At 33.1% G+C, this 13,959-nt stretch carries 15 protein-coding genes; 3 read left to right on the forward strand and 12 right to left on the reverse strand.

Annotated elements, in window-relative coordinates; all coding sequences use genetic code 11:
- Positions 1–52: 52 nt before the first annotated feature.
- From HA145_RS05640 to HA145_RS05670, 7 genes are all read right to left on the reverse strand, one after another.
- Positions 53–1,354: a homoserine dehydrogenase gene (locus HA145_RS05640; protein WP_209128223.1), complete on the reverse strand. Its 1,302-nt coding sequence runs from the start codon at positions 1,352–1,354 to the stop codon at positions 53–55.
- Positions 1,355–1,392: 38 nt separating this feature from the next.
- Positions 1,393–1,818: a SufE family protein gene (locus HA145_RS05645; RefSeq protein ID WP_209128224.1), complete on the reverse strand. Its 426-nt coding sequence runs from the start codon at positions 1,816–1,818 to the stop codon at positions 1,393–1,395.
- Between the two features lie 39 nt (positions 1,819–1,857).
- The gene (locus tag HA145_RS05650; RefSeq protein ID WP_209128225.1) at positions 1,858–2,415 is read right to left on the reverse strand and encodes a 5-formyltetrahydrofolate cyclo-ligase; all 558 of its coding nucleotides are present in this window, start codon (positions 2,413–2,415) and stop codon (positions 1,858–1,860) included.
- A 9-nt stretch (positions 2,416–2,424) separates the two neighbouring features.
- On the reverse strand, positions 2,425–2,898 hold the full coding sequence (ruvC, locus tag HA145_RS05655; RefSeq protein ID WP_209128226.1) for a crossover junction endodeoxyribonuclease RuvC: 474 nt from the start codon (positions 2,896–2,898) through the stop codon (positions 2,425–2,427).
- A 5-nt stretch (positions 2,899–2,903) separates the two neighbouring features.
- A complete protein-coding gene (gene bchI / locus HA145_RS05660) occupies positions 2,904–3,992 on the reverse strand; it encodes a magnesium chelatase ATPase subunit I (RefSeq protein ID WP_209128227.1) in 1,089 nt (362 codons plus the stop codon).
- 122 nt (positions 3,993–4,114) lie between these two features.
- Positions 4,115–4,864, reverse strand: coding sequence for an RNA methyltransferase (locus HA145_RS05665; protein WP_209128228.1), 750 nt, complete (start codon positions 4,862–4,864; stop codon positions 4,115–4,117).
- Positions 4,861–5,247 carry a cytochrome c gene (locus tag HA145_RS05670; RefSeq protein WP_308789009.1) on the reverse strand — a complete coding sequence of 129 codons (387 nt, stop codon included), beginning with the start codon at positions 5,245–5,247 and terminating at the stop codon, positions 4,861–4,863. The genes HA145_RS05665 and HA145_RS05670 overlap by 4 nt, the downstream gene beginning before the upstream one ends.
- 55 nt (positions 5,248–5,302) lie before the next feature.
- Here HA145_RS05670 and petG point away from each other — a divergent pair, with 55 nt between their 5' ends.
- Entirely contained in the window at positions 5,303–5,422 is a 120-nt protein-coding gene (gene petG, locus HA145_RS05675; RefSeq protein WP_011376619.1) for a cytochrome b6-f complex subunit V, read from the forward strand.
- Here the strand turns inward: petG and rsmD are convergent.
- The 4 genes from rsmD to HA145_RS05695 form a co-directional block, all read right to left on the reverse strand.
- Positions 5,399–5,998 (reverse strand): 16S rRNA (guanine(966)-N(2))-methyltransferase RsmD, encoded by a 600-nt coding sequence (gene rsmD / locus HA145_RS05680; RefSeq protein WP_209128229.1) that lies wholly within the window; start codon positions 5,996–5,998, stop codon positions 5,399–5,401. The genes petG and rsmD overlap by 24 nt on opposite strands.
- A gap of 13 nt (positions 5,999–6,011) precedes the next feature.
- Positions 6,012–6,629: an imidazole glycerol phosphate synthase subunit HisH gene (gene hisH, locus HA145_RS05685; protein ID WP_209128230.1), complete on the reverse strand. Its 618-nt coding sequence runs from the start codon at positions 6,627–6,629 to the stop codon at positions 6,012–6,014.
- Positions 6,630–6,640: 11 nt separating this feature from the next.
- Positions 6,641–6,964 carry a thioredoxin gene (gene trxA / locus HA145_RS05690; protein ID WP_011376622.1) on the reverse strand — a complete coding sequence of 108 codons (324 nt, stop codon included), beginning with the start codon at positions 6,962–6,964 and terminating at the stop codon, positions 6,641–6,643.
- Positions 6,965–7,194: 230 nt separating this feature from the next.
- Positions 7,195–8,358 (reverse strand): GuaB3 family IMP dehydrogenase-related protein, encoded by a 1,164-nt coding sequence (locus HA145_RS05695; RefSeq protein ID WP_209128231.1) that lies wholly within the window; start codon positions 8,356–8,358, stop codon positions 7,195–7,197.
- Positions 8,359–8,537: 179 nt separating this feature from the next.
- Here HA145_RS05695 and gyrA point away from each other — a divergent pair, with 179 nt between their 5' ends.
- Positions 8,538–11,135 (forward strand): DNA gyrase subunit A, encoded by a 2,598-nt coding sequence (gene gyrA / locus HA145_RS05700; RefSeq protein WP_209128232.1) that lies wholly within the window; start codon positions 8,538–8,540, stop codon positions 11,133–11,135.
- Positions 11,136–11,158: 23 nt separating this feature from the next.
- Positions 11,159–12,370 carry a lycopene beta cyclase gene (gene crtL, locus HA145_RS05705; RefSeq protein WP_209128233.1) on the forward strand — a complete coding sequence of 404 codons (1,212 nt, stop codon included), beginning with the start codon at positions 11,159–11,161 and terminating at the stop codon, positions 12,368–12,370.
- A 4-nt stretch (positions 12,371–12,374) separates the two neighbouring features.
- Here the strand turns inward: crtL and HA145_RS05710 are convergent, their stop codons facing one another.
- On the reverse strand, positions 12,375–13,958 hold the full coding sequence (locus tag HA145_RS05710; RefSeq protein ID WP_209128234.1) for a glycoside hydrolase family 57 protein: 1,584 nt from the start codon (positions 13,956–13,958) through the stop codon (positions 12,375–12,377).
- Between the last annotated feature and the right edge of the window lies 1 nt (position 13,959).

Consider the following 13,959-nt stretch of genomic DNA (forward strand, 5'->3'; position numbering starts at 1 on the left):
CACTTACTTTCTTCGGTTTACCAAGCTATAAAGAAATTTGCAAACTATTTTTTTAAATACAACTTAATTGACTTGCAATAATTTTGACTTCAATAAGTGAATTTATTTCTTCTTTCGATTTCTCAAAATCTCCATTATTCACCTCATGAGTAATAACGACAATTTCAGCTTTGTCCTCACTTGCATCTAATTGAACAATCGATTCGATGGATACATTATTTTTTCCAAAAATATCTCCAATCTTTCCTATTACGCCTGGACTATCAAGACAAATAATTCTAAGGTAATTTTTTTTATTTATTTGTGACGCTCCGATTATATGACAATTTCTCCAGAAATCGAATGATAATAATGGATCGATTGAATTATTATTTTTTACTGAGGCAGCATGCAGACTTAATATATCTGATACTACTGATGCAGCAGTTGGGCCACTCCCTGCACCTGGACCATACAACATTATCTCTCCAAGAGGATCAGCCTCTATCAATAAAGCATTGTTAACGCCCTTTACTGTTGCCAATGGATGAGATTTTGGAATCAAAGAGGGCCCTACCCAAATATTCAAAGCAAGTGATTCATTACTATTAATTTGTACCCTTTCGGAGAGCGCTAAAAGTTTTATTTCAAATCCTAATTTATTGGCATATTCGATATCTTTGAGATTAATTTTACTTATGCCTACAGTATTTATATCATCTCTTTGAATTTTTCCTCCAAATGCAAGTTCACTAAGAATTGAGATCTTATCAGCAGCATCATGGCCCTCAACATCTGCAGTTGGATCGAATTCTGCATAACCAAGGCTTTGGGCCAATTTTAAGGTTTCCTTATAATCAGCTTTCTCATTTGTCATCTTCGAAAGAATAAAATTTGTTGTTCCATTTATTATCCCAACCATTTTTTTTATGCTGTTACTTTTTAATGATCTTTTTAAGGGTTCAATTATGGGAATTCCGCCGCAAACTGCCGCCTCTGACAATATATAAACTCCCTCTTTAAATGCAGTTTTATATATCTCTTCGCCATATCTTGCAATGACTGCTTTATTTGCGGTAACAACAGATTTACCTACCTTTAATGATTGCAGAATAATATCTTTTGCCAAATCAACCCCACCCATTACTTCAACAATTACATCTACAGAGGGGTCATTAATCAATTGAAATGGATCATCAGTTAATAAATTATTATCAAGCTCAATATCTCTTTTTTTACTAAGATCTTTAACTGCTATTTTTGCAATTTCTATTTCTTTTAGAATTGGATGGGAATCAACTTCGGAACTTAATATTTTATAAATCCCTGAACCTACAGTTCCAAAACCTACAATCCCAATTCTACATTTTCTCATTTTTTATTTCTTTTGTCATTGAGTTTAATTTTATATTATTAGACCTCCAAAAATTCATTTGCTTGAGACTGCATTTTCAATAATATGTTTAAAAAACCATTTGATCGTGAAGGAGTTAAGCTTGCTTTCAAACCAGTATCTTCAATAAATTTCTTATCTATTTTAATAACTTCATTTGGTGTTAATTCATTTAACCCAGTGATTAAAAATGCCAATAAACCCTTTGTTATCAGGGCATCAGAATATCCTTCCCAAAATAATTTACCACTTTTAATTTTTGCCTTGACAAAAACTTCTGAAACACATCCTTTAACTTTATTTTCTTCAACAAGGATTTCACTTTCTGGTTCTTTCAATTTTTTTCCTAACCACAAAATGTATTCATATTTTCTTTTTGGATCTTCTGATTTCTTCAGTTTTTCTAATAATTTTGATAAGTTATTGTATTTTTCCTGATTTTCCATTTTTAAAACTATAAATTAATCACTTTATGAATTTTTTTATTATACAAATATTTCTTTTTCTGTGATAAAGCCCGATAAAGGAATATCCCACTTAGCTCTTGTTAATGGAATAGGACTTACACAATTAGAAGTTAATACTCCAATGCATGGAACATTTCTCCAATCATTATCTCCCCTTAATTTATCAAAATAACCTCCTCCATAACCTAATCTTGTTAAATTCTTATCAACGGAAAGACAAGGAACAAGTATCATGCTTATCTGCAAATGACTTAATGGAGAAGAGTTATTTGGACTTAGTATCCCCTCAGAATCTTTGGTAAGAGGCTTTTCATCCCATGGATAAAATAACAACTCTTTTTTACCTTTACATCTGGGCAAAGCTAAAGTAAATTTTTTCTTGAGACTCCTTATATCTACTTCATTTTTTAGAGGCCAATAAATTGCTATATAACCAATATCTTTACATCCCTTCACAAATGAATCAACAAAAAATCTTACATTCTTTTCTACATTTTCTCTTTGTTTAAAGGAAATCCCATCTCTTAGTTTTCTAAACGTATCCCTCTCCAATTTCTTATTTTCAAAGATCTTCATATTAAATTTTCAGTTAAAGCCATCTTCATTAAGTTTTGTGAGTGCTATAGCCAATGCATCTGCTGAATCATCAGGTTTTGGAGGTTTGTTAAGCTTTAAGTTATACATAACAGCATCAAGAATATCTTTCTTAGATGCCTTTCCAGAGCCAGCAATTGTTAATTTTATCTGAGCAGGTGAATATTCACTGACATGAATTTTTTTAGAGGCCAACACCATCATAATCACGCCTCTAGCTTGCACCACACTAATGGTAGTGCTTGACCTGTAAAAGAAAAATTTTTCTACCGCCGCTGCAGTTGGGTTCCAATGATTTATTAATTCATTAAGATCTTGGAATATCTCATAAAGTCTATCTTCTTCTTTTTTATCTTTACCTGTCTCAATAACACCGCAATCTAATAATATCTTTCTTTTATTTTCTATTTCAATTATTCCATAACCAACTCTAGCTAATCCAGGATCAATTCCAATTATTCTCACTGTTATTAAGCTTCAGCAGACAATTGAAATTTTGAAAGATTTTCTTTTTCATCTAAATCGAATACTTTACAAAAAGCTTGGATGACTCTTTCACCTGAATCAACTTGTTCTAGAGGATCTTTTCTTAGCCTATGTCTTAAAGAACAAGAAATAACTCTTGCTATGTCTTCTTCTTGCACTTCAGTTCTACCTTCAAAGGCTGCAATTGCCCTTGCAGACCTATTTGTAACAATATCTCCACGTAAACCATCAACATCTAGTTCTCCACAGATCGCAGAAATATTCAATCTTAGATCATCGTCCATTTGAACAGAATTTAATATTTCTTGTGCTTTAATTACCTTTTGTTGAAGTTCATCCTGTTGTTTCTCAACACTCAATGAAAACTCATCAGGATTATCGTCAAAAGAAGTTCTTTGATCTACTACTTGAACTCTTAATTCAGCATCTCTAACTGTCTTAACCTCAACACTCATACCAAACCTATCCAATAGTTGAGGTCTTAATTCACCTTCTTCTGGATTTCCTGAACCAATAAGGACAAACCTCGCAGGATGTCGAACTGAAACTCCTTCCCTTTCAACTGTATTCCATCCAGAAGCAGCCGAATCTAAAAGTACATCAACTAAATGATCATCAAGCAAATTTACTTCATCCACGTATAGTAAACCCCTATTAGCTTTAGCCAACAATCCAGGTTCAAATGCCTTAACACCTTCACTCAAAGCCTTCTCTATATCAATGGTTCCACAAAGCCTATCTTCAGTAGCCCCTAAAGGTAAGTCAACCATAGGTACTTGTTTTCGAATACTCTCTAGATTTTCTCCTTGAGTAAATTTTTCCAAAACTTCTTTACTTTGTAAATCAGGATCAACTAGAGAACTATTGTATGGATCATCTTTAACAACCTCGATTGCAGGCAACAAATCAGCTAAGGCTCTTATTGTTGTAGACTTTCCAGTCCCTCTATCACCCATTATCATGACTCCACCAATTCTTGGATCAATAACATTTAACAAGAGAGCCAATTTCATTTCTTCTTGACCAATTACTGCTGTAAAAGGAAAAACTCTTCTTTTCTTTGTTGTAGGCACAGTTTTAGTTTTCTTAAATATTCAAATAATCAATAGATGCTACTTCAGAAAATGCTTTTAGTAAATATCCCTGTAGAATTAAAATTACAAGTTAATAATAACTAATCAAATTTATACTTAACTTAATTTTTTTTTGAATTGTTTAAAAACCAGTTTATTTGATGGACAATTCCTCTTAAAACATTTATTTCGTGCATTGATGTATTTGCCCTTAAAATCGAATTCTTAAATTTACTGATTTTTGGCTTAGAAGTATGTTTTAAGAGATATCCAACTCGCAAAAGCATTTCCTCTATCTCCACAAATGTATCATGAACTTCTTTCGATGAAGCTAAGTTAAAAACTTTTAATTCATTATTTAAATTCTTTTTAGAAGACTTATTTAATTCATACAAAACTATTGAAACAGCGTGTGAAAGATTTAATGAAGGATTATTCTGAGAAGTTGGGATATTAAAAGTTTTATTTGCCAGAAGCAATTCACTGTTAGTTAAACCTCTATCTTCTCTTCCAAATATAATTGCTAAATTATTTATCTTCTTAAAGGATGTAGTCCAATCAAATATATCTTCAGAAGATCCAAAAAATGAATCTTTCTTTACATCAATTCTTCCACAAGATGCTAGAACTAAATCACAATCGAAAATTGCTTTTTGAAGATCATCAAAAATCTTACAATTTTCAAGAAATTTTTGACCTTTAAGGGCCATTTTTTTTGCTTCTAAAGAAAATATATCGCATTTCGGAGAAACAATTCTTAATTCATTAACTTCAAAATTACTGCATAATCTAGCAACGCTCCCTACATTTAAAGGGCCATTTGGTTCAACTAATATTACCTTTAAATTAGAAAAATTTCTTCCCAAAATCATTCAAGGCTATGAAGATACTTTAATAAATTTGACATATTTATAGGATCAATTTCAAAACTTGGCATAGGAGGTGTTAGGCCTCCAGTAACTTGTTTTATTATCTCTTTATCATTCAAACGTCGAGTTATTGAGTGTAAGTCTGGGCCCACTAATCCTCTTGCTGTAATTCCATGACATCCAACACAATTTATCTTAAAAAGAGCATCTCCTTCCTCAGCAGAGCCATCAAGCTCAAGAGTTTCAATTATATATTTGTTATTCTCTTGATGATTTAAAAAAAATATTGAGAAACAAATCAATAAAACTCCAAATACAATAAAAACAATTTTCAAAAATTCTCTTTTAAAGTCTCTTTCTGCTGCAGTTGATGAAGATGTTGACACAAAAAATAGTCTCTATGTAACAATTGTGAATAAGAAATTCAAATAAGGCAAAAAAATGATCGAGCCTCTTCTATGTGGAATTGTTTTAGGTTTAGTTCCAATAACTCTTCTTGGATTATTCGTAAGTGCATGGAATCAATACAGAAGAGGTTCAGGGATGCTGGACATTGATTAAAAATGTTAATCTTGACTGCCCATAATTTCTTACATCTATAGTTTCCCACAAATTACTTTTTTTAATAAATAGGTTAGGAGAATGTTCACAAATAACTATTGAATCTTTTTTTAAAAACTCACAATTGAATAATTGATTTAAAACTAATTCATGTAAATCGACATCGTATGGAGGATCTAGATAAACAAAATCAAATTTTAATTTATTTAAATCCATATTTCTAGATGATAAGTTTCTCTCATAATTTGGTTTTGTCCATTTCAAAACGTCTTTACATATAACTTCGATATCATTTCTCCTGTTCTCTATATTCTCCAACGAGAGTAAATTTTCTAAGCAAATTTTTGAGTTGATTTTATTTTTTTCAATTGCAAGTATTTTTCTTGCCCCGTGATTATATGCTTCACAAGATATGGCCCCTGTCCCACTAAATAAATCTAACCAGTTACTATTTTCAACTTTTTTGTTCAATATATTAAATATGGCCTCTCTTACTCTCAAAGTTGTAGGTCTGGTATAAGAATTATTTGGACTTTGGAGTTTTTTACCACCTATTAATCTTAAGTTTGTCTTCATCAGTAATTATCAATTATTGAATATTACTAAGCCATCGTCTCAAAAGTTTTTCACCTGTTTTTCCGGATTTTTCCGGATGAAATTGACAGGCTAATAAATTATCATTCTCAATCATTGCAGTTAATTTTTCCGAGCCATAATCAACTTGAGCTGCAATAATATTTAGGTCATCTGGGATTGCATGATAGGAATGTACAAAATAGACCCAATTATTTAATTCTTCAAGCCCAAATAAAGTATTTTTTTTTGTAGGTAAAAGTTGGCACCAACCCATGTGTGGGATTCTTTGGTTAACAATATTGGGTATTTTTTGTATTTTTCCTTTTAAAATTCCCAGTCCTTGAACTTTTCCTTCATCACTAGATTCAAAAAGGAGTTGGAGACCTAAACATATCCCAAAAAAGGACTTCCCACTTTTAATCCAATTTTTTAAATCAGTTATCAAATCAGTATTTATAAGATTATTCATCGCTGGATCAAACGCTCCAACCCCAGGAAGTATTATCGCCTTACAAAGATTAGAATCATTAGAGTTTTTAATTAATATAATCTCTTCTCCAAGACTTTCTAGAGATTTTGTTACGGAATGAATATTCCCCATTCCATAATCTATTAGTCCAATTTTATGCAAAGCTTTTAAATTTATAAATGCTTAGTTAAAGTGCTCGAAAGAGTTGCTTTTGGCACAGCACCAACAACGGTATCAACCTTTTGACCTCCTTTAAAGATCATTAATGTAGGAATACTTCTAATTCCGTATTGACTGGCTACATTTGGATTCTCATCTGTGTTTAATTTAAAAACTTTAATTTTCCCTTCAAAGTCTTTTGAGATTTCTTCTACAACTGGTGCGACCATCCTACATGGTCCGCACCATGGTGCCCAAAAATCAACCAATACTGGTAGATCACTTTGCAGTACATCCTTGTCAAATGAAGAATCAGTTACGGCTGGAGCTGATGACATAATTTAAGTATTCCTTTTTGAAAATTTAGCAGGCAATTCTTTTAAGTGATGATTTCATTACAGATAAAATAATATAAGTAACAAAATATCTAAAAAAGCCCGATTAATCGGGCGATTTAGTGTGTGAGGAGTATGGGGTTTCCCCCATCAATTAATAATAACTCCTAAATAGAAATTTTTTCAATTAAAAACTTAATTCACTAAGGTTTTATACTTTTGCTCTAAATAAACTACTTACCCATCCCAAGCTGCTGAGCTTTTTGATAAACCTTACCCTCTGTAAGAAGAGATGGTGCTATAACTATTTCAACTTCTTGCATTTCTTTAATGTTTTTTGCCCCAAGAGTACTCATTGAGGTTCTAATGGCTCCTAATAAGTTATGTGTCCCATCATCAAGCAAGGCCGGGCCCTTAATTATTCTTTCTAAGGATCCTGAAGAACCAACTTCAATTCTTGTACCCCTAGGCAATACTGGACTTGGAGTAGCCATACCCCAGTGAAATCCTTTACCTGGAGCGTTTGAGGATTTAGCTATTGGGGATCCAATCATTACAGCATCTGCTCCACATGCTAAACATTTACAGATATCTCCGCCCGTCACAATTCCTCCATCACCAATAATAGGAATATAACGACCACTTTCTTGAAAGTAATCATTTCTTGCCGCACTACAATCAGCAATTGCAGTTGCTTGAGGGATTCCAATTCCCAATACTCCTCTTGATGTACATGCCGCTCCAGGTCCTATCCCAACCATTAATCCTGCAACTCCAGCATCCATAAGAAGTTTTGCAACCTCATAAGTAACACAATTACCAGCTATAACTGGGACATTCAAAGATTGGCAGAGATCTTTAATGTTTAAGGTTTCCTTACCTTCCATACCAAGGTGTTCAGTTGAAACAACTGTTCCTTGAAGAAAAAATAAATCTATTTTGGAAGTATTAAGTGTTTCTTTAAACTTAATAGCAGCTTGAGGGGTCCCACTAAAAGCTGCGATACCTCCTCCTTCTTTGACCTCCTTTATTCTTTGTAAAATCAACCCCTCCTTTACAGGTTCACTGTATATCTTCTGCATTAATGGAACAAAATCGTTCTTACCGACTGATGCTATTTGGTTCAATATTTCATCAGGGTTTTCATATCGTGTTTGTATTCCCTCCATATTAATAACCCCTAGGGAACCTAATTTTGTGAGTTCTATAGCCGTATTAACATCGACAACACTGTCCATGGCACTAGCTACTATCGGAACTTCTCTTTTAAAATCACCTAAGGCCCAAGAAGGATCAGTCAAATCGTAATCAATCGTTCTATTACCAGGGACTAAAGCTATTTCATCAATACCATAAGCCCTTCTGACTTTTTTATTTAAACCAAGTTCAATATTCACGGAATTTTTCTTTTATTCTGATTAAATTAACAACTAAAGGGGTAATAAGCCAAGGTTTATTTAAAAACAACAGGTTTTATTTTGATTTGTGTTTAAATGTGAGTATTTGGGAATTAAATAAATCTTTTTTTTTATTCATTATGACAATCAGCGATTATTATTAAAGAAAGGATTTTTGTATGTCTGATATTTTAGATTCTGATAACTCAGGATTAAACGAAGATAACGACCGAATTATTCAGACTGACTTAAGAAATGAGATGTCTCGCTCATACCTTGAGTATGCAATGAGCGTTATAGTTGGTCGTGCTCTTCCAGATGCGAGGGATGGCCTAAAGCCTGTTCATAGAAGAATTCTTTATGCAATGTATGAACTTGGTTTGACTAGCGGGAGACCATACAGAAAATGTGCAAGAGTTGTTGGAGAAGTACTAGGTAAATACCACCCTCACGGTGACACTGCTGTTTATGATGCTTTGGTAAGAATGGCTCAAGATTTTTCCATGAGGATGCCCCTTATAGACGGCCATGGAAACTTTGGTTCTGTAGATAACGACCCTCCTGCAGCAATGAGATATACAGAATCTCGTCTACAGTCTCTTACTGATGAAAGTTTACTAGAGGATATTGAATCAGAAACTGTAGATTTCGCTGATAACTTTGACGGTTCTCAACAAGAGCCAACAGTTTTACCTGCAAGAATTCCTCAGCTACTTTTAAATGGATCATCTGGAATAGCCGTAGGAATGGCAACTAATATTCCTCCCCATAACTTAGGAGAATTAATCAATGGTCTCAAATCAATCATTCAAAACCCTTCTCTTGAAGATAGAGAACTTTTTGAACTAATTAAGGGTCCTGATTTCCCCACGGGTGGCCAAATCTTAGGAAGAGATGGTATCAGAGAAACCTTCAAAACAGGAAGAGGTTCAATAACTATGAGAGGTGTAGCAAATATTGAGCAAATTAAATTAGCTGGCAGAGCAGAAAAAGATGCAGTAATAATTACGGAACTTCCTTTTCAAACTAACAAAGCTGGCTTGATAGAGAGAATTGCAGATTTGGTGAATGAAAAGAAATTAGAAGGTATTTCTGATATTAGAGATGAAAGTGATAGAGATGGTATGAGAATTGTTATAGAGTTAAAAAGGGATGCCTACCCACAAGTTGTATTAAATAATTTATTTAAATTAACACCATTACAAAATAACTTTAGTGCAAATATTCTGGCTTTAGTTAATGGGGAGCCCACAACCCTTTCTCTGCGAAGAATGTTAGATGTATTTCTAGATTTTAGGGTAGAGACAATAAGGCGAAGAACACGATTTTTATTAAAAAAGGCAGAAGAAAGAGATCATATAATTAAGGGTCTTTTATTGGCCTTAGATGCTATGGATGAAATTATAGATCTAATTAGATCAGCAAAAGATTCAATATCAGCTCGAGAAAAATTACAAAAAGATCATGAGTTATCTTCCATACAGGCAGATGCAATATTACAAATGCAATTAAGAAGATTAACAGCTCTCGAAGCCGATAAAATAAAAGCAGAACATGATGAATTAACTCAAAAAATTGCCCAATATCAAAAAATACTAAACAGTAAAGAAAGAATTTATGAAATTATTCTTGAAGAACTTAATAAAATCGATGAAAGATTCTCTTCTCCCAGAAAAACAGAAATATTAGATTTAGGTGGCGGATTAGATGATATTGATCTCATTGCTAATGACAGATCTGTAGTTCTATTAACTGAAGCAGGTTATTTAAAAAGGATGCCTGTTAATGAGTTTGAATCTACCAGTCGTGGATCAAGAGGTAAAGCTGGGACAAAAACCCAAGAAGATGATGATGTTAAATTATTTATAAGCTGCAACGATCATGATAATCTTTTGCTTTTCAGCGATAGAGGAGTAGCTTATGCTCTCCCAGCATATAGAGTTCCTATGAGTAGCAGAACAGCAAAAGGTACTCCATCAGTTCAACTTCTCCCAATTCCAAGAGAAGAAAAAATAACTTCACTAGTTGCCGTCGATTCTTTTGTTGACGATCGTTTTTTATTAATGCTAACCAAGGCTGGCTTTATAAAAAGAACTGCACTTTCTGCTTTTTCAAAAATTCGATCAAATGGATTAATTGCAATTAATCTTGAGGATGGAGATGCCCTAACCTGGGTTCGATTATCAAAAGAAGGAGATAGTGTTCTAATTGGATCAAAAACAGGAATGGCTATTCATTTCAGGCTAGATATTAATGAATTAAGACCACTTGGTAGGACAGCAAGAGGAGTTAAATCAATGAACTTGAGGGGAGGAGATAGTCTGGTTTCCATGGATGTATTAACATCTAATTTGGTTGATCAATTGGCTAAAATTGATGAAATCTCAAAAGAAATTGATGATAATATCGAGGAAAATTCAACAGATGGTCCTTGGGTATTAATAGCTAGTGCATTTGGGCTAGGAAAGAGAGTACCTGTGACCCAATTTAGATTACAAAAAAGAGCAGGAATGGGGCTGAAAGCAATAAAATTCAGAATTAAAAATGATGTACTAGTTTGTTTAAAAGTCCTTGGCGTAGGAGAAGAACTACTTCTAGTAACAGAAAAAGGCGTCATAGTAAGAACAAATGCAGATAAAATTTCTCAACAATCCAGAGCGGCTACTGGAGTAAAATTACAAAGGTTGGATGAAGGTGATCATTTATCAGAAGTGGTATTAGTTCCTCATGAACAAATAGAGGAAAAAGAACAAGTTGGCTCAGGTGAAGAAAATTAAAATAAAAATGGTTAATAAATAAAATGGAAATACTTGATATTTTAATTTTAGGTTCTGGTCCTGCAGCTTTATGTTTAGCTTCTGAATTAGCAAAGCAGGATCTTAAAATAAAGGGAATATCGACCAAATCTCCAAGTGAAAAATGGGAGAATACTTATGGTATTTGGGCATCTGAATTAGAGGAATTAGGATTGGAATCTTTGTTATCTCATAGATGGTGTAAGACAGTTAGTTTTTTTGGAAATGGAGAAAATAAAAAAGGGGATACTCCTACTAAACATAACTACGATTATGGTTTAATAAATCAAGAAGCCTTTCAAAATGAACTTTTAAAAAAATGTAAAGGGATTGAATGGTTGAATGAAACAGCAAAAGAAATTAAAGAAAAAAATAAACTATCTGAGGTAATTTGTTTATCAGGTGTAAGAATAAAGGCGAGGTTAGTTATTGACGCAAGTGGTCATAAAAGTAATTTTGTAAAAAGACCAGTACAAAATGAAATTGCTCAGCAGGCCGCGTATGGAATTGTTGGTAAATTTACATCGCCACCTGTTAATAAGGAACAGTTTGTTTTAATGGATTTTCGTCCAAATCATTTAAACAATAAAGAAAAGTTATCATCTCCTTCCTTTCTGTATGCAATGGATCTTGGAAATGAAACTTTTTTTGTTGAAGAAACATCACTAGCTAGTTATCCTGCTTTATCGCGAGAAAAACTCAAAAAAAGACTTTTTAAAAGACTAGATAGTAAAGGTATCAAGGTGAGTGAAATTTTTCATGAAGAGAATTGCCTTTTCCCAATGAATTTACCCCTCCCATTTAAAAAACAATTTGTACTTGGTTTTGGCGGGGCCGCAAGTATGGTGCATCCTGCATCAGGATATATGATCGGTTCTTTATTAAGGAGGGCTCCACTCCTTGCAGAAAAATTAGCAATCTTTTTAAAAGAACCTCATCTAAGTTCCTTTGAACTAGCAACAAAAGGTTGGGACATCTTATGGCCTTATGAGTTAACGCAAAGGCACAAACTTTACCAATATGGTCTTAGAAGATTAATGAGTTTTGACGAAAGTAGATTAAGAAGCTTTTTCACAAATTTCTTTAGATTATCGACCAATGAATGGGTAGGTTTCCTTACTAATACACTTCCACTTCCAAAACTAATTTATGTAATGAGTAAGATGTTTATAAATTCACCTCTAAAAGTAAAACTAGGAATGCTCAAATTAAATTAGTATTTTATTTACGCCAATCATCAATACTAATATCTGGGAACAACTGATCTTCTTCCTCAATATCTTCAAGAAATTTTAAATTGATATTGGAATGATTTTTAATCATTTCAACTAATTTCCAGAAACGGAATAAGTGTCTTTCTATCCTCTCTTTTGCAAGCTCAGTTGTAGTTCCAGCTCTTAAGATAAAGCTCCAATCAGAAGACTCAGAAAGAAGTAGTTCTCTTGCTGCTTGTTTGAAAAGTCTTAAGGATATGTCATTATGTATATTTTTTGAACATAAAGCAACAAAAGTTGAGCCTGCTTTAGTGATTTCTGGAACGATCCATGCATTTGAATCATTAATCCAGTAATTATGGTAACCACCTTGTCCCCAGCTTGATGGCGACGGATCACAAATCTGAAGATTTGGCTTTTGAAGTAAGAATTCTTTTAAAGTTGTAAGCTTAATTGAATATTTACTAGAATTCTTTAAAATATTTTCAATAAAACAAGGTCCTTCATACCACCAATGTCCAAATAACTCGGCATCAAAAGGAGCTACCAATAAGGGATTAAAGGAAGAGGATAAAGTTATTTTTTCTAATTGTTTTGATCTCGCTAGAAGATAAGCATCAGCATGTTCTGCTGCCTTCTCTTTGGCTTCATTTTCTAAATAAAACTCCTTTTTCCCTAATGGAACTTTTTCATCAGTAATCTTATGAAACTTTAAACCTAAAGGTCTTTTGGTTGAAATACCCTTCTCTTGAAGCTTAGAAATAGGCAACTCCCAGCCCAAATCTTTATGAAATTCTCTATAAACTCTGTCTCCCGGGAATCCATCCTTAGCAGACCAAACGGGCAAGGTTGACTCACTATCTCTTCCGAAAAAAGCAACTCCTTTTTTAGAGCAGATTGGTGCGTAAACACCATACCTAGGCCTTGGAGTGGCATTTAAAATTCCATGTCCATCTAAAATCGCATATCTAATACCAGAATTAAATAGTAATTCATCCAAATTTTCATAATATGCACATTCAGGCAACCAAATACCTAAGGGTTTAGTTCCAAGAATATTTTCATGGCTCTTGATGGCTGTATTAATTTGTCCATTAACAGTTTCAGGGTTCTCCCTTAGAATTGGGAGATATCCGTGTGTTGCTGCACAAGTAAGAATATCCAAATTTCCAGAATTATTTAAAATTCTAAACTTCTCAATTAAATTTCCAGAACATTTTTGCCAATATAAGTATTTGTCATTAAGATTTTTTATTAAAAATGTAGAAGCACTTTTATCTTCTTCTGGCAGTTCGTTTAAGAAATCATTCCTTGTTTTAATCCAGCTTGGGAAAGTTTCCTGAATTTGTTTATTACTTAGAAGTGATAATAATGTTGGAGACAAACTAATAGTAAGTTTTGTATTAAAAGGATTTTCATCTCTGGAAGTTTCTATTGATTGAAGTAGTGGTATGTAACATTCCAATATCGCCTGAAATAACCAATCCTCTTCTAACGAGTTTTTTTCATTTTTTCTGACATAAGGAAGATGAGCATGTAAAACTATCGCTAACTGGCCTAAAAAATTTTTTTTGGGGTATTGCCCATTCATA

Source organism: Prochlorococcus marinus XMU1411 (assembly GCF_017696075.1).
GTDB lineage: Bacteria > Cyanobacteriota > Cyanobacteriia > PCC-6307 > Cyanobiaceae > Prochlorococcus_A > Prochlorococcus_A marinus_V.